General features: G+C 57.7%; 15 protein-coding genes and 2 pseudogenes. 10 read left to right on the forward strand and 7 right to left on the reverse strand.

Annotation, left to right across the window (positions count from 1 at the left end; genetic code table 11):
• Window positions 1-43: 43 nt before the first annotated feature.
• Entirely contained in the window at window positions 44-850 is an 807-nt protein-coding gene (locus HJB84_RS32160) for a sulfite exporter TauE/SafE family protein (RefSeq protein ID WP_207586118.1), read from the reverse strand.
• 91 nt (window positions 851-941) lie between these two features.
• Between HJB84_RS32160 and HJB84_RS32165 the strand changes: the two genes are divergently transcribed.
• Entirely contained in the window at window positions 942-1,118 is a 177-nt protein-coding gene (locus tag HJB84_RS32165) for an HIT family protein (protein ID WP_259671229.1), read from the forward strand.
• Window positions 1,119-1,372: 254 nt separating this feature from the next.
• On the opposite strand, the gene HJB84_RS32170 is transcribed toward HJB84_RS32165, so the two are convergent.
• The 3 genes from HJB84_RS32170 to HJB84_RS32180 all read right to left on the reverse strand — a co-directional run bounded on the left by HJB84_RS32170 (window position 1,373) and on the right by HJB84_RS32180 (window position 4,430).
• Window positions 1,373-1,576, reverse strand: a complete 204-nt coding sequence (locus HJB84_RS32170; RefSeq protein ID WP_207586120.1) for a cold-shock protein — start codon at window positions 1,574-1,576, stop codon at window positions 1,373-1,375.
• Window positions 1,577-2,063: 487 nt separating this feature from the next.
• Window positions 2,064-2,426 carry a hypothetical protein gene (locus tag HJB84_RS32175; RefSeq protein WP_207586171.1) on the reverse strand — a complete coding sequence of 121 codons (363 nt, stop codon included), beginning with the start codon at window positions 2,424-2,426 and terminating at the stop codon, window positions 2,064-2,066.
• A gap of 120 nt (window positions 2,427-2,546) precedes the next feature.
• Window positions 2,547-4,430, reverse strand: a complete 1,884-nt coding sequence (locus HJB84_RS32180) for a HAMP domain-containing methyl-accepting chemotaxis protein (RefSeq protein ID WP_221117869.1) — start codon at window positions 4,428-4,430, stop codon at window positions 2,547-2,549.
• 210 nt (window positions 4,431-4,640) lie between these two features.
• Here HJB84_RS32180 and HJB84_RS32185 point away from each other — a divergent pair, with 210 nt between their 5' ends.
• From HJB84_RS32185 to HJB84_RS32200, 4 genes are all read left to right on the forward strand, one after another.
• Entirely contained in the window at window positions 4,641-4,994 is a 354-nt protein-coding gene (locus HJB84_RS32185; protein ID WP_311043808.1) for a hypothetical protein, read from the forward strand.
• 662 nt (window positions 4,995-5,656) lie between these two features.
• On the forward strand, window positions 5,657-6,661 hold the full coding sequence (locus HJB84_RS32190; RefSeq protein ID WP_221117870.1) for a FecR domain-containing protein: 1,005 nt from the start codon (window positions 5,657-5,659) through the stop codon (window positions 6,659-6,661).
• On the forward strand, window positions 6,658-9,426 hold the full coding sequence (locus tag HJB84_RS32195) for an EAL domain-containing protein (protein WP_221117871.1): 2,769 nt from the start codon (window positions 6,658-6,660) through the stop codon (window positions 9,424-9,426). The genes HJB84_RS32190 and HJB84_RS32195 overlap by 4 nt, the downstream gene beginning before the upstream one ends.
• A gap of 252 nt (window positions 9,427-9,678) precedes the next feature.
• Window positions 9,679-9,894: a hypothetical protein gene (locus HJB84_RS32200; protein WP_207586124.1), complete on the forward strand. Its 216-nt coding sequence runs from the start codon at window positions 9,679-9,681 to the stop codon at window positions 9,892-9,894.
• A 46-nt stretch (window positions 9,895-9,940) separates the two neighbouring features.
• Here HJB84_RS32200 and HJB84_RS32205 read toward each other — a convergent pair whose 3' ends face one another.
• Window positions 9,941-11,098, reverse strand: coding sequence for a glycosyltransferase family A protein (locus HJB84_RS32205; protein ID WP_221117872.1), 1,158 nt, complete (start codon window positions 11,096-11,098; stop codon window positions 9,941-9,943).
• 754 nt (window positions 11,099-11,852) lie between these two features.
• On the opposite strand from HJB84_RS32205, the gene HJB84_RS32210 reads away from it, so the two are divergent.
• The 4 genes and pseudogenes from HJB84_RS32210 (at window position 11,853) to HJB84_RS32225 (ending at window position 13,815) form a co-directional block, all read left to right on the forward strand.
• A complete protein-coding gene (locus HJB84_RS32210) occupies window positions 11,853-12,125 on the forward strand; it encodes a BON domain-containing protein (protein ID WP_207586126.1) in 273 nt (90 codons plus the stop codon).
• A gap of 143 nt (window positions 12,126-12,268) precedes the next feature.
• Complete coding sequence (locus HJB84_RS32215) at window positions 12,269-12,664, forward strand: DUF1236 domain-containing protein (protein ID WP_221117873.1); 396 nt, start codon at window positions 12,269-12,271, stop codon at window positions 12,662-12,664.
• A gap of 95 nt (window positions 12,665-12,759) precedes the next feature.
• A pseudogene (locus HJB84_RS32220) lies at window positions 12,760-13,609 on the forward strand (DUF1236 domain-containing protein).
• A 53-nt stretch (window positions 13,610-13,662) separates the two neighbouring features.
• Window positions 13,663-13,815, forward strand: a complete 153-nt coding sequence (locus tag HJB84_RS32225; protein ID WP_207586128.1) for a hypothetical protein — start codon at window positions 13,663-13,665, stop codon at window positions 13,813-13,815.
• Between the two features lie 61 nt (window positions 13,816-13,876).
• Here the strand turns inward: HJB84_RS32225 and HJB84_RS32230 are convergent, their stop codons facing one another.
• Entirely contained in the window at window positions 13,877-14,167 is a 291-nt protein-coding gene (locus HJB84_RS32230; RefSeq protein ID WP_311044127.1) for a cold shock domain-containing protein, read from the reverse strand.
• Window positions 14,168-14,375: 208 nt separating this feature from the next.
• On the opposite strand from HJB84_RS32230, the gene HJB84_RS32235 reads away from it, so the two are divergent.
• Window positions 14,376-15,452 carry an acyltransferase gene (locus HJB84_RS32235; RefSeq protein WP_221117874.1) on the forward strand — a complete coding sequence of 359 codons (1,077 nt, stop codon included), beginning with the start codon at window positions 14,376-14,378 and terminating at the stop codon, window positions 15,450-15,452.
• Window positions 15,453-15,615: 163 nt separating this feature from the next.
• Here the strand turns inward: HJB84_RS32235 and HJB84_RS32240 are convergent.
• A pseudogene (locus tag HJB84_RS32240) lies at window positions 15,616-15,969 on the reverse strand (zinc-binding dehydrogenase); the annotation flags it as partial.
• Window positions 15,970-16,215 lie beyond the last annotated feature (246 nt).

The following is a 16,215-nucleotide window of genomic DNA, read 5'->3' on the forward strand; positions in this document are numbered from 1 at the left end:
CGACGCCCATTGACGCGGCGAATGAACAGGGAATCTCTATCGGCTAGCTGTGCCGCCATACGTTAATTGCAGATATCAGCAAAATCACCGCTAGCGCTGGCAGAAGTACGGAATTCGGGACAAGGCCAAGAAGCAGCCCGCCGACAAAGGTCCCGATTATCGAGCCTGCTGCCATAATCAGCAGGAACGCTTTGTTACCGCCCAGGACCGAGAAGCTCTGATCGCGGCTGTACCGTGTGAAGCCGACAAGCATGGTGGGCAGACTGACTGCAAGAGAGAGGCTGCCAGCCAGTTTGATATCCGCACCGAACAACAACACCAGCGTCGGGATCAGCAGCTCGCCGCCTGCCACGCCAAGCAAGGCTGCGACAATACCGATGATGAAGCCCGCGATCACGCCACCAATAAGCTGAGCTACTCCAGTCACCAACGGCTGCCCGGCGGTCGCATCATGACCGAGAACCAGCACCACAGCGATGATGATCAGCATGGCTGCTATGACTTTGTAGAGCGTCTCCGACCTCAAACGTGTCGCCCATCCTGCGCCGAACCAGGCTCCGATCAGGCTTCCGGCAAGGAGGTTGGCGATAATCGCCCAGTGATCTGCAATTGTTCCAAAGGAGATAGTTCCAGCACGGAACGGCAGCGCTGTCGCCACGACGACGAGGCTCATGGCCTTGTTCAGGATGACGGCTTCCAGCGCCGCAAAGTTGAACAGGCTGATGAGGATCGGGAGACGGAATTCCGCGCCCCCCAGCCCAATCAGACCTCCAAGAGTGCCTATGATTGCCCCCGCGACAAAGGCTGCGGGCTGATTTCGAGTAGTCGATGGATTGGCGGCGTCACTCATGACCGGTATGTATGCACAATAAATACGGGCTGGATAGAAGACGAACCTGATGAGTGTAGCAAATTGCAGATGGTGTGTTGCCAACGGAGAAATGCTTTCGGAAGCAAAGCGCTACCGCGCGGAATTCAAGTCTGATGGTTTCACCATTGGCTGGAATGTCGGCTCAGCCGGTGGCCAGCATGTTTTTCATGCCCATCTGCACGTTATCTGCAGATATGAGGGCGAGCCGAACGCCGGGCGTGGATTGCGAAACCTTGCCCGCCAATAGCGAACGTTTTCAAAGCCAATTTCGACGAGTCAATCTCTCGCCGATTGATCGTAGGGCGGGGCGAAGTAGACAGCAGATCGAATGCGGATTTATGCCGAGCTTATAATCCCGGATTAGCGGAAATCTCGGGCTTTAGGGAAGTCGCTCGGCATAGTATCGGGCTCGGGATAAATTTCTGACCTTCACATTGACGCCCTCAAGGTAAAGAGCAGGAATTTTCATTGAGCTTCAGCCAGAATGCGGTCGCCCCAGGATCAGAGCACGGATACCTTCTCGGCCTTGGACTTTCCGGTCTTGCGGTCCTGACCGACTTCAAAGCTGACCTTGTCACCCTCCTTCAGCGAACCGCCACGCTGCAAAGCAGACACGTGAACGAACATGTCCGTTCCGCCATTGTCAGGCGTGATGAAGCCGAATCCCTTGTCGTCGTTGAAAAATTTGACTGTACCGGTAGGCATGAAACTTCCTCTTAGCTTCCATTCCAAGACTCGCGTGCGGAACCTATATCGCCAACCGCTTTCGATCAACACGCGAGCGATTCCCTATCATTGAGCTACGAAAACTCGGTTAGACTTCATCCATATTACAGGGCCGCGGTTCGTATCCTTTCAAGAGCTTAGATATGAAGGAAGTTGTCACTGTGGTGCAGTGTCATTTGAAGTTGAAGCGGACCTTCCAGACAGTGCGATCAGTTGCAATTGCTCTCATTGCCGGAGAAAAGGCTTCCTTTTGTCCTTCTTTCCCGCGTTGAGTTTCCAGCTGAAAGCGGACGAGAGCGCATTGGAAACCTACACCTTCAATACGCACAAGCTCGCTCACAGGTTCTGCAAAACCTGGGGGTGCAGCCCTTTGCAGAGGGGATTGGCCCCGACGGATCGGAGACGCGGGCTGTGAACCTCCGGTGTGTGGCAGCATGCGATCTCGGCGCTTTGCGTGTGCAGGAATTCAATGGCGCCGATCGGTGAACTGTCGACGTGCGGGCGGCGTCGCCCGAGTGACCTCGGCGGCTGCGGGCTGTGTCAATTGACTCAGTTCGATCGTTAGGAGGGGGAGGCGCTCACAGACAGGGATACCGAGCTTCTTCGCCTTGTCGGGGAGATTGCCCTGAATGCCGGTGCCCGGGAAGTGCATCACACCGATAGGCAGGATGTCCAGCATCTGATCGTTACGCTTGAACGGCGCGGCCTTGGCGTGTTTGGGCCAATCGAGCGAAATGACACCAACGACGCGTTCACAGTCTCCCCTAGGCCGCGCCAAGGTAATGAACCTAACAAACAAATGGCTTTCTTTTAGGGTGGGACGCAGCATCGCCGCGCCCCACCGATGAGTAAAGCTCACCAGGGTAGAACTCGCTCTCCAGACGTCGAAACGGTCTCATATTCTGCTCCCATCAAGAGCCCCGGTAGTTGGCCGCACGGGGTAGAGATGTCAACGTCGCTGCGAGGCAAGCCGGACGGTTGCGCCAGCGGCAGGTTGAGCCATTGCTTTCGCCGTCGAGCGAAGAATCGCGGACTGGTTTGAGACGGCGTCATCGAGCCTGAACTGGCCAACGAGCTCGCGAAGTTTCTGGGCTTCCTGAGCGAGAGAGGTGGAAGCGGCCGTCGATTGTTCTACCATGGCCGCATTCTGTTGCGTTGTCTGATCCATTTGATTGACTGCAATGTTGACTTCGCTCAGGCCGACCGACTGCTCTTTGGCAGAGGTTGCGATCGCATCCATGTGCTGATTGATCTGCGTGATGAAGCTGCCGATGGTCGTGAGAGCTTGGCCGGTGTCGCGCACGAGCTTGACACCGTTTTCCACCTCTTTCGAGGAGTTCAGGATCAAGCCCTTGATTTCCTTGGCAGCGCTTGCTGAGCGCTGGGCAAGTTCGCGCACTTCTTGGGCTACGACGGCAAAACCCTTGCCTGCTTCGCCGGCTCTCGCCGCTTCCACGCCCGCATTGAGCGCGAGAAGATTGGTCTGGAATGCGATTTCATCGATGACGCTGATGATGTTGGAAATCTGTCGCGACGAGGTCTCGATGCGTTCCATTGCCTCTTCGGCGTGGGAAACGACTTCCGCAGACATCGCAGCGCTTCGGTTCGCCTCCGTGGCCACCTTACGGGTCTCTTCGGTGCGCTTGCTCGAATTCGCCACGTTCGCGGTAATCTCTTCCAGTGCTGCGGCCGTCTCTTCAAGCGAGGCGGCCTGCTGTTCCGTACGCTTTGAAAGATCGCCTGCCCCGGAAGAGATTTCGCGAGTGCCATCATCGATGGTGGTGATGCTGCTGGAAATCGACTTCAACGCTCCACCAAGTTGGGTGACAGATTGGTTGAAGTCGTGGCGCAGGGCCTCGAAATCGGGAGCGAACGCCTCATCGAGCTGAAAGGCAAGATCGCCTGCAGCAAGCCGCCTCAAGCCGGCAGCGAGACCCAATGTGGCGACGCGTAAACGCTCGGCGGCATCGGATTCTGCTTGTTGCTGGGCGGCGATGCGATCAGCCTCCGCTTGCTTCCGGTTTTCCTCCGCTTCCACCTCCATTCGCTTGTTTGCTATAGCGGCCTGGCGAAAGATCTCCACCGCGCTCGCCATGGAACCGATTTCGTCTGCACGACCGGCGAACGGAATGTTGGAACCGGTGTCGCCCTCGGCCAGTCGCCTCATCGAGGCTGTGATCTGGGTCACGGGATTGGCGACGCCTGTCAGCACAAAGGCAATCGCGCCGACGACGAGCAGGCCTGCGAGACCAATCGCGGCAAAGAGGTAGAACTTCACCGACGCGTAGGTCGTCTTGCTCGCGTCGGCAGCCTGTTTGCTGCCGATAACATTCAATTCAACCAGGGACGCCGTCAGTTCTTTCAGCTTATCCGAGTAGGTCCGCATCTCTCCGCCGAGATATTGCCCGGCTTCACCTATCTTGTTTGCGCGGGATAGGGCGAGAAGCTGCGGCCTGCCGGCGATGTAACTCTCGAAGTTTGCTCTTATTCCGGCGATCAACTGGCGCTCGCCGTCCGATGACGCCAATGGAAGATAAGCATCTATCGAGTTGCGAACCGTATCCTCCGCGACGGTGATGGCCTCTTCGCGCGATTTCTTGTCAGCTTCCGTCTGTGCGATGACGTGATCGCGGTAAGCGAGGCGCAGGTTTGCCATGTTGAGATTGATCACCCGGGAAGCCTGTACGCTCGGCAACCATTTCGTCGCGATTTCTTCGGTGGACCCGTTCGTCTTGCTTAGACCATCGATCGCAAGATATGCGACAATGCCGAAAAGCAGCGCTATGCTGCCAAATATCAGGAGCAGGCTGGATTTTATACTCGGACGATGCATTGAAGGCCCCCCAATTTCCGACGCACAGCCGGATCGCCAACAAGTATGTATCCAAACGAATTAATAAATCACGCAAACGTAATGCAACGTTTACCGGGACAGGTGGGGTCGCTGCATCCCGTGGCTTCTCACGGCACACGAAGCGCGAGATAAATGGCGCCGTCGCCAGTGTGCTGCTGCGGATCTGAGCCGCAGTTCGGAGAATGTGGCGTGTTAGGTGCGCTAACTGCTTTGACCGGGTCTGCGTTGGCGGCCCAGCCGGCCAAGATGGTCGAGACGAAAATGGGCAAGGTCCTGGCCACCGAAAAAGGCGTGGTGCTCTACACCTTCGACAAAGATACAAAGGGCCAATCCAACTGCGATCGCGATTGCCTGAAGAAGTGGCCGGCGTTCCACGCTGGAGCCAAGGCCAAGGCGGAAGGCGAATGGTCTTTGGTTAAAGCTGCGGATGGCAAAGAAATGTGGGCCTATGAGGGTAAGCCGCTTTACACCTTTGTCGAGGATAAGAAAGCCGGCGAAGCCAACGGCGATGGCGTTGGAGGAGTGTGGCACGTTGCCAAATAGGTCACCGGCGACGGTTCGAATGGGCGGTCGTCGGATCGCCCTGAACTCAAGGCCAACTTCTGGAATGGCCTATCTGTCTCTGTGTGCCTTCGCCGACAAACCCGGCCTGCCCGTTCGATAACCGCTGGCGAGGGACAACGTCGTCAGGGCCCTGCATATCGATACCCTGACAGTCGAAGCCACGAATTTCCACTAGATGGTCCGTCGCCTCGCTCTGCAAACGCGAGCCGCGGCTCGGCGGATGTCACTAAAACGCGTGACGCCCAATTTAGCTCATGGATCGAGCGTCCTTCTTACAGCTTATGCGGTGTAACGCATTGTTTTGGATCACGAAGGGGAATATTCCTCGCGGTGGGCACCGGTTTCCTCGATCGCCGCCAAGCTGGGCTGCACGACGCAAACGCTCAGTGAATGGGTAAGGAGTTGGAAATGCACATGGTTCCCGGCCTGGACTTCCAAGCGGCGGAGCCACCGCGTTGACAACGCGAGCGCCATAATTTGATTGGTGTCGTTGCCCACCCCTCGTTGGCCTGGCGGATCTGCGATTCCTCCGGCCGAGCGTCCGGGCATTCATCATACAATTCCTAGAATCATCACCCAGTTTTATAATCATTCTTAATTGGAACATGCTTCACTTGTCCCAAGGACGAGGGATAGCATTCATGTCGACAATATTTCGAATTCTGACCGCAGCACTGATCTGGCTGCCGACAGCCGTCTTTGCTGCTGCCGACGAGTGGCGGGTCGTCAAGGCGACGGATCAGGTGAAGTATACCGTCGACAGGACGAATTGGCTGGACTTGCGCGCCGGCGAGGTGGTCCCCAACCGGGCATGGGTTTCGACTGGTCCGCGGGGGCGAGTTCAGCTTTCCAGAGGGGTGGAGAGCGTCACCTTCCAGCCAAACACGGTTGCCGCCATCACCACCAACGAATCCGCTGTCATGAAGACGCAGATCTACCAGCAGGTCGGTGCGCTGGACCTTGAAATCGAGAAGCGAAGCCAGCCGCATACAACAGTACAGACGCCCTATCTCGCGGCGGTAGTCAAGGGAACGATCTTTCACGTGACCGTCGGTAAGGCGAAAGCTTCCGTCTCCGTCGATCGCGGCCTAGTCCAGGTCACCTCCTTCGCCAGCGGCCAGCGGTCGAATGTGGCGCCGGGTCAGAGCGCGACTGTCGACAAGAAGGCCGGCATGACGGTGGCGGGCCGGCTATCAAAGCCCGAAATCACCTCGGTCGCGCCGTCGGTCGCCCAGATTCCCGCCGTCGGCACCACGAAACTCGCCGGCGCCACCCCCGACGCCACGAGCAGTTCTTCGGCAACGAGCGGAAACACCAGTTCCAGCGCCAGCGACGTTGACGACAGCGGCAATGGCAATGGCAGCAGCAATTCCAGTAGCAGCAGTGGCAACGGCAATTCCAATGACAGCGGTAACAATGGGAATGGCAACGGCCACTCCGGTGGCAACGGAAACGGCAACAGCGGCGGCAATGGCAATTCCGGAGGAAACGGCAGCAATGGCAATTCCGGTGACAGCGGTAACAATGGGAATGGCAGCGGCAATTCCGGCGGCAATGGCAATGGAAACAGCGGCAAGGGCGACAACAACGGCGGTGGCAATGGTAACGGCAACTCCGGCGGAAACGGTAAAGGCAAGGACAAGTGAGAGATAGGAAGGCGGCTGGGGACTATCTCTCCAAGGGCATCGGCACGATCACGGTTCGGCTTCTGCTGATCGCCGCAATGCTGGCGCTGCCGGTGGCGGGATCCAGCGTCGGCATCATCCAGGGCATCAACAACAGCCTTTTTGCCAAGCGCTTCCAATGGGCGGCTCGCACCGCCACCGGCAACGTCGTCTTCGTTGCGATCGACAAGCACTCCCTCGACGCCGTTGGGACATGGCCCTGGCCGCGGAGCATCTACGCGAAACTGCTCGACAAGCTGGTCGCCTCAGGCGTTAAGGACGTCTTCCTCGACGTCGATTTCAGCGCATTCTCCAGCACTGAGGAGGACGAGCTTCTTGCAGCGGCGCTGGCGAGATCCGGAGGAGGGGTTCTTTTGCCGGTGTTCCGGCAGCAGGAGATGGCGTCATCGTCTGAGACCGCGGTGACGAGACCAATCCCGCAGCTCCTTCAGAATGCCTGGCCTGCATTCGCCAATGTCGCGATGGATGCAGACGGGATCGTCCGCCGTTTCGATCTGGGAAGCCAGCTCGATGGCAACCCCATCCAATCCGCCGCAGCAGCCCTTGGCAGGATCGACGGCAGTTCCGGTTCTCTGCTGATCGACTACTCGATACGACCCGACACCGTTCCGACATTCTCCTTGTCGGACGTGCTGAACGGGACCGCCCCGGCCGAGGCAATCAGAGACCGCTCGGTCGTGGTGGGAGCATCGGCAGCCGAGCTGAAAGACATTTTCGCCGTTCCCGTCTACGGCGCAATCGCCGGCCCGCTCATTCACGTGCTCGCGTCGGAGACGTTGCTCCAGAACCGTTTCCTCAGAATGGTTGATGAGATTCCGCTGGAACTCTTGTTTGCTGCCTTGCTGATCGTCGGCGTCGTCTGCAGCCGTTCAACCAGCCTAGTCACGATGATGGCGGTCGCACTGACCATCGTTGCCGTCGGCGAGATCGGCGCATTCCTGCTGCAGTGGCGGTACGCGATCCTGGTCGGAACGGCGGTGCCGTGGTTGACGCTGCTGCTTGCGTGGATGCTCGCTCTGAACGAACGAGTCGATCTCGGGCGCATGCTTGTCGCCATCGCCAATACCGAGGCTCGAAACACCCGACGGCTGATGAGAAGGATCATCGCCGACAGTTCGGACGGTGTCGTTGCATTCGACAGCAATCTAAGGATCGTCGAGGCGAGCGAATCCGCAAAGGCGGTGCTGCGAGCCGAGATCGGCGCCTCGCTTCTCGGCAGCACGGAGACCGCGGTTATCGACATCGTGCGCAGGCTGGTCTCGGAGCACGAGGCCGAACCGGGCAAGGTGCACACTGCCCTTGTCGATTTCGCCGCGCAGGCTGGGTATTACGAGGCCTCCGTCACGATTTCGCCAATTGAACAGCCGGATGCGCATCTAGCCACGGCGCGATCGCGATTTGCCGGTTGCCTCATCATACGGGACATCACCGCCCGATATGATTATGAAGAGCGGTTGAAGACGCTCTCCGAGCGGGACGAGCTCACCGGGCTGCTCAATCGTCGGGAGTTCGCGTATCGACTAGCAAGCCTTGAGGGTGGGAGCTGCGTCTCGGTGCTGAATATCGAACGTTTCTCCTACCTTTGCGCCACGCTTGGATGCGACGTCGGCGACGAGGTCCTGAAAGCCGTGGCAGTGCGGCTTGGGAATGCATTCGCCGGTGATTTGCTGGCAAGGTTGGACCGCGACCATTTTGGCATCGCCACCGCCGCGACAGATGCGCTTCCCATCGAAGATTTTGCCGATGGTCTTTTGGCTCTGTTCGAGGAGCCTGTACAACTCACCGGCGCGGCCTTGCCGATCTCGGTCTACCTCGGAATATCTCGCTCAGGCGACACGGCGGCCCCTAGCGCCCTGCTGAACGCCGCCGAATCCGCTCTGGATGCCGCAAAGGCCGCGCCAGGCAGGCGGTGGTCTTCTTTCGATCCGTCTGTCGCCGTTCGCCAGGCCCGGTCGCGCCGGCTGGAGCGGGACATGCGCGACGCTCTCCGGGACCGGCAGTTCTTCCTGCTGTTCCAGCCGCAGATTGAGTTGGCGAGCGGGCGCCTTTTAGGTGCGGAAGCCCTGATCCGATGGAACCATCCCGAGTTCGGTTTGATATCGCCGGCCGAATTCATCCCGATCGCCGAATCCTCCGGCTTGATCTGCGAGATTGGCCGCTGGACGCTGTTCGAAGCTTGTACCGAGGCGGCCGCGTGGCCTGGTGACCTCGGTGTTGCCGTCAACGTCTCGGCGCTTCAGTTCGAGCGATCCGACATCGAGGCCGATGTAAGGCAAGCCTTGTCCGGCAGCGGACTTCCCTCTTCCCGCCTGTGCCTCGAACTGACGGAATCCGCGTTCCTCGATCAAGGGGGGGGCGCTATCGCAAAGATGCGAGCGCTTCGCGAAACCGGAGTGGTCATTGCCTTGGACGACTTCGGGACCGGCTACTCATCGATGAGCTACCTTGCCGATCTTCCTCTCGACAAGCTCAAGATCGACCAGTCTTTTGTCCGGCGCATGGACGGAAATCCGACCGTATTGGAAATCGTCCGAGCGATCATTTCGCTGGCGCACGGCTTGAACCTGCAGGTTGTTGGCGAAGGAGTCGAAAATGAACTGGAGGCCGACGTGCTACATCGGCTCGGATGCGAGACAGGGCAGGGCTATCTCTTCGGGAGGCCAGACCAGTCGACCCGGATGCTTTCCGAGTGGAAAGTCCCGAAACCTCTGGCCGCCGATGCTTGACGATTCGGATCTACACTGAAGTGGCGCCTACCCTCGCGAGAGTGCGTCAAGGCAAAATGCAGGTTGCAATCTCGAAGCATGTTACATGTGGCTTCGAGTTGAACCGTCAATCGTCGCAAGAGCGAAGCGTGGTTCGCACGTTGGAAGGGGATTGATTCCTCAGTGTGAAGCTATAGGCAGCAGCGGTTTCCCTTCATCCTGGGTTCAGGCTCGATGTTAGAAACTCAGGCATCTTCGTGGGAGATGTCCACCATGACCAAAGCTGATTTCGCTGCAACCGATGCACCATTGCAGAACGAAGATATTGTGATCTGTAAAAGAGTCTTCGATCATATCTGCGCCACCGGGGAAATAACGGACGGCGATGCCTGCGACGAACTCGCAACCCAGATAATCTATTTCTATCAACATGGCGTCAGGAACGAAGATAGCTTGGAACAGCTGCTCGCGAGGGTTGTCGAGAACTGAGGCGGGATGAAACATGGCGGGCCGCTTTCCAAGCCGCTATCCCCTGTCATTCCACCTTCGTCCGTCTCAGTGACGTTCGCTGGGGGCTAAGAGTTGAACTCAGCATCGCATCCACAGCCGTCAGACGCATTACATGACGGTGCAAGCTCGGCGTCTCCTTTGGGCATTCGGGAAACGACGGAGCAAATTGATCATCGAATTTCGACCTATTCATTCGCGGCGGGTCTTCACCGTTTGCGGTGCTCGTCCCAAGACGAAGACAGTGCCGTATTCCGCGCAGCCCCTTCTGAACTACAAGCCGAACCACGAAATACGGGTCTTTTGGCAGTATGGACCAAATGGATACAAGCGACAAATATGTTGCCCGAGCTTGTCGAAATTCCCAAAACGCATATTTTTGGGTGGCGTCGAGTGCTCCCCGGACCGCGTATTGCGGGAGATTCGGATTTGCGGCCAGCGAACGCCTAATCACTTCCAAAGCACTTTTGCCCATTCGAGAGTGATTGGAAGACATGCTGCCGGGATGCTTTCGGTATCCCACCAGTCGTTCGGGAACGACTTCGATGCAGTAGTGCGTGGCCAGCCTGAGCTCGAAATCGAGGTCTTCGCAGCCTCCAAGACCGGCGGCTGAATATGAGCTATCAAACCCACCGATTTCAAGCGCGACGTTCCGCCGGACGAGAAGCGCGCTTCCATTGCCTATGTACTTAAAATTCAGATGTCGGGCATAGATATATCCCCTTGCAACTTCGGAACTTCCAGGCTGGATAACCTCGTCGTCTTCGTTGATGAGGCAATGCTGCACATAGACCGCAGCCCACCGCGAGGACAACCGGTTGAGAGCGTTCACCTGCTTTTCGATTTTCGTCCGGTACCAGAGATCGTCGGCGTCAAGGAATGCCACAAATCGACCTGATGATGCCTCGATCCCAGTATTCCGTGCAGCCGCGACACCACGGTTCGGTGTGGAGAGGAGACGGATCCGCGAGTCCGACATCGCTATCTGCTCAACGAGTTTTGCCGTGTCGTCCGTGGAACCGTCATTGACGACGATGATCTCTAAGGCGGTGTAGGTCTGGCGCAGAGCGGATCGAAGCGTCCGCTCAACATAGGTGGAAGCGTTGAAAGCCGGGATGACCACTGAGACCAAAGGCTGCTCAGAATTAAAGGTCCCTCGTCGATGCTCCTCTGTAGATGAAAGCATTGCAGATCTCTCGCCACGCCAACGACAAAGATACTTTCGTACAGATGAAGGACTGCCTTGTTGAGTTCTGCCGTTCTCCCACATTCAATTCGGAGCGGGAAATCCCAGCCACCGACAATGTTGGAAGATCGCCTTCAACGTGCCTACACTCTAACATTGTTTTGCGGGCGAAAACGGACTTTGGTCTGACGTAGACCCCTCTACTTTGGGAGAAGAAGAGGCCGCAGGCGGCCTTATCCGGCGACGCTGGATCTTCTCATGCATTGCATTTGGAAGTCATTTGAACCGAAGCGCGAACGCTTACGACTCTTTAACCGCTGCCCACAGCCAGGCACTTTGTTGCTTCGCGAAAACTGCCTTGAATAGCATCCAGGCCCGTTCTCTTGCCATCGTCTGTCGGCCAGGCGAGGACAAGGGCTTTGGCAACCTCGCCAAGTGATCGAGCCTGTACTTTTCCTGACCGTTCATCACAAGCATCAGAGGGGCAAAATCGTTCCCGGAGCCGCCCTTTATTCCCAAGACGCGACGCCCCGCCATGGATCGACAATTCTTCACCAGGGAGGTTCTGACTGGAGATCAGGGCTACGCGACCGAACCTCCCCGGTGTCCTTTTAACAAGGATCAGAAGAATCTAAGCCGGATCGCGCAGAGAGGAAGACGGACTTAGGTCGGACTGGCGCCCAGAACCCGCTTCTCATATTAGGTGAGGTAACATGAAGGTCCGTGGAGGGGCAGGACAGGACAGGAGGACGGTATGAGGTTCGGTTCCGATAACACCAACCACGAAGAGCGCTGCTCGCAAGGCCACAGTTCAGCATCGACGATTGCAACAATCGAAGCGGCGCTTTCCGCTGATCCGGATATCGACAGCATTGCCATCGAGATCAGGATGCTCGGCCCTGTCGTCCTGCTCGAGGGCTACATTACAAACACCGCGGACCGCGAGAAAGCCATCTCGCTTGCAGCGATGATCGTCGGCGAAGAAAACGTCCAGGATCGGATGCTGAGCCGCTTTCCTACGCAGTAGGCAGAGGTATCCAGGCGGGCTCGGACCAAGGTCTGACAAAGCCCCGGCATGAGGTCTTAAGTCTGGAACACATCCTCCTTTTGACGGTTTGCTTTTCCAGCGGAACCAACCGCCACAGCCAACCGCTTCAAGGAGGAAAACAGATGAATATCAAATCAGTAGCTATTGCCGCTGGTGTCCTGTTGGCGTCGACGTCTGCCTTTGCGCAGTCGTCGACGGTCACAGGTGCGGCGGGTGGTGCTGCAACGGGTGCGATCGTCGGCGGCCCGGTCGGTGCAGCTGTCGGCGGCATCGTCGGCGGCGTGGCAGGCAGCGTCATCGATCCGCCGCCGCAGAAGGTGGTGACCTATGTTCAACAGGCTCCCGCCCCGACCGAACGCGTCGTGGTGAAGGAGAAGGTCGTCGTCGGACAGCCGCTGCCGGAGACGGTGGTCGTGACGCCGATTCCCGACGACCCGAAATATGCATACGCGATCGTCAACGACCAGCGTGTGATCGTCGAACCTTCCTCCCGCAAGGTCATCCAGGTCATTCAGTGACCGACGGGCGGCTTCAGCCGCCCTTTCCAACCATCAGGGCAGGCATGCACCGCACGAGAATGCGCGCGGGCATCGTCTACAGTCGGAGGTCAACTATGAAAAGCAATCATCAACCATGCTCCTGGCAGCGCTGTCACTTAGTGCATGGCCACTTGTAACATCGCCGGCGGCAGCTCAGCTGGACACCAAGAGCAGCGGCCAGGCCCAATCCGGCTCTCAGACGGGCACGGACGCCGGCTCGCAGTCGGGCTCCGCCAGGACCGGCACCGACTGCACCCCCGACGCGTCCTGAGCCTGCCCAGGCAAGGGCCAGTCCTCTCAGCAGAAATCCGGTCAGGGCTCGGACATGAAAAAGAGCGCTGAGCAGCCTTCGACCGATGGCTCGACGAGCGGAAGTGCGTCCGGCAAGACTTCGATAGAAACCAAACCTACCTCGAAAGACGCCAGCGGTGGCGCCACGACAGAACAGAAGCCCGCCGCCAAGTCCGGCACCACGGATAGTAGCGGTTCGGCCACCGCAGGCACGAAGAGCACCACGCAAAATGCCAAGCCCGCCGAAGGCACAAGTGGCGGTCCACCACCGGTGATACGTCGAAGCAGTCGACCGATCAGAACGCGACGACAAACAAAACCAACGTCAACAACAACACCACGACAAACAACCAGACCACCAACACCAAGACCAACGTCAACATCTCGGTCGAGTAGCAGACCGAAATTCGAACGGTGGTGAAGGAAGTCCATGTCGCGCCCGTGAAGGAAGTCGACTTCACGGTCTCCGTCGGAACGAAAATCCCGAAGAAGATCCGACTGGAAAGGCTGCCGACGCGCATCGTCAAGATCGTTCCGCAGTATGAAGGTTACCGGTTCTTCATCCTTGCGGATGGCCGGATCGTCATCGTCGATCCCGATGCTCTGACGATTGTCTACATCATCGAGGCCTAACACGGTTTTTCCCGGCGGTGTCTTATGCGCCGCCGGGCCGCAGGAGCAATTAAATGATCTACCATGAAGATAAGCCGTCCGGCGCCGCGTTTCCCATCATCGTTATCCTGATCGCCATGGTCGCGATTGTCGGCAGCCTGGTCCTGTCATCAGGCCACCAGGCATCGGCTCGGGTCTGGGTTCCTGGTACTTCGGCTGGCCCCTGATCCGGCGGTGTCCAAAGGCGTACTTCCGATCCGACTAACAGCACCTATGATGAGAGCATGTTCATCGCAGATAGCGGCGTGAGATCGCCTTGACGCTCTCCGCCTTAGACTTCCTGATCCTGCCTTCCTGGCCAAGCTCGTACGATATCTTCTGGCCGTCGCGCCGTAGCGTCGACCCTTGGATCGCAGTTGCATTCACGAATACGTCTTGGCCACCGTCATCCGGCGTGATGAAGCCGATCCCTTTGTCTTGATTGAGAAACCCAACCGTCCCATTCACCACAGCATTCTCCGAAGTCACGTTAAAAGAGCATGATTCATAGTGGTGCCTCAGTCCGCAGCGCTTTGTCATACTTCGAGCGACCTCCTGTCGATCGGCTGTCCGAGCAAATTTCACATCGCTCTCCTCGAGCTTAACCTAGGGAATACCGAGCGCTTGAGACACAGCGTGAAGGTGTCGGGAGCTTATCGCGGCTTAGCCGCGTTTTCACACCGGCTCGTGACAACACTCAAAACTCACCTTAATGGTTTGTTAAGCTTTAGAGGCGCGGGAGGTTCGCATGCATGGGAGCGAGATCAAGAAGGCATTTTACCCGAACTTCAACATGATCAGGCTCGTGGCAGCCTCCACGGTGATCTTCTCGCATGCCTTCCTTATCTCGGAGAAGACCTCGGCGAACGAGCCCTTTGAGCGTTTGCTCGGAGAGGGTAATATCCTCGGCCTCTTCGGCGTCTATGTTTTTTTCATCAGCAGCGGCTTCCTCGTCACGCAGAGCGCCCAGTTCGGCAGCGCGGGTGGTTTTCTCTGGCGGCGGGCGCTGAGAATATACCCGGCGTTTATCGTCTGTACGCTGCTCAGCGTCTATGTCTTGGGTGCCTTGTTCAGCCCGTTGGGCGTCAGTGGTTACTTGCTCAAGTCGCTTCATATGAAGACGACCCTTCATTCGTTGCTCAACCCGAACTTTGGCATGACCCTGCCGCATGTGCAGTTTTATGACCCCGCCATCTCTTGGCTTGCCACCTCCGTCAACGGCTCTCTTTGGACGATCGGGCAGGAAATCTTCTGCTACCTCATCGTCGCCGGATTAATGGTAATCGGGCTTCTGCGAGCCCCGATCATGGCACTTGCCCTCGCCGTGGGCGTGACCTGGCAGCTTTTCTTCGATCATCCGTGGCCAAACATACGGTTCCTGACGGATTTTACTTTTATCGCTCCCTACTTCTTCTGCGGTTCGCTTCTCTGGTTCGCGATGGAAAAGCGGCAGCCCAATATTGTCCTGGCATTGATCTTCGTGGCGCTCGGTATGCTCTGCCTCGTCTTCTGGCCCGGCTATCTTTACGGCCGCATGTTGTTCGCCTATCCGCTTGTCTACATCGCGACCTCGCCGGTGATACGCCTGCCGACCCTCGAACGATTGGGCGACGCCTCCTACGGAACTTATCTCTATGGCTGGCCAGTGGAGCAGATGATGAACCACGCCCTCGGCCAGTACAGCACGTGGTGGGCGGTGTTTGCGCTTTCCCTGCCGACAGCGTGGTTGCTCGGCTGGCTTTCATGGCATCTCCTGGAAAAGCGTGCGCTGCGGTTGAAGCGGATCGCGCTCATCCAGCGACAGCCCGTCAGTGAGAAAAGCTGACTTCGACCCACACATCGCAGCGAGGGCCTTGATTTCATTTTAAAGCAGAGATCGCGTACCTGGCTGGGGCACGGGAAGCAGCTATCCGATAAATTCTGAAGCGGGCTATGAAAAAGTATGCTCGCCTCAGAATTGCTGCCTCTCCTCTGCAACTGAGAAGTCGCTACTGTACCTTGATCACGACTTTGCCCTTGGCGCGACCCGTCTCGACATAGGCCAAAGCCTCTGGCGTCTTGGTGAATGGGAATATCTTGTCCACGACGGGATGAACCGCGCCGGTATCGATCAACCCGGCAATCTCATCCAGTTGCCTGCCATTGGCCCGCATGAACAGGAAGGAATAGTGAACGCCGCGGCTCTTCGCCTTCTTGCGAACGCTCCGGCTCAACAGACGGACGACGAGCTTCAGGAGCGCGTTCAGTCCGAGATCTTTGGCAAAGACCGGGTCCGGCGGGCCGGAAATTGAGACGAGGTGGCCACCCGGCTTTAGAATGTTCACCGATTTCATAAGTGTCTTTACGCCACTGACACTGAAATAGCGGGATCAACGGTTCTGGCACGGCGAGAGCTTTCGAGGCCAGCGTTCGACTTGTTGCTATGGGGTTCACGTTTTAGGCCGTGAAGATCGCATAATCCATCGACCGGAACACACAAGCCGAAGTGGGGAGGGGCGGAGAGCAGTCTTTAGGAGCGGCTTCATTCACCTTGCGTGGCTGCCGGAATCTGCTGCGGATAGATGCCGTGCATCACAGAGGAGTTCGGA

Source organism: Rhizobium sp. NZLR1b (assembly GCF_019685155.1).
Lineage (GTDB): Bacteria > Pseudomonadota > Alphaproteobacteria > Rhizobiales > Rhizobiaceae > Rhizobium.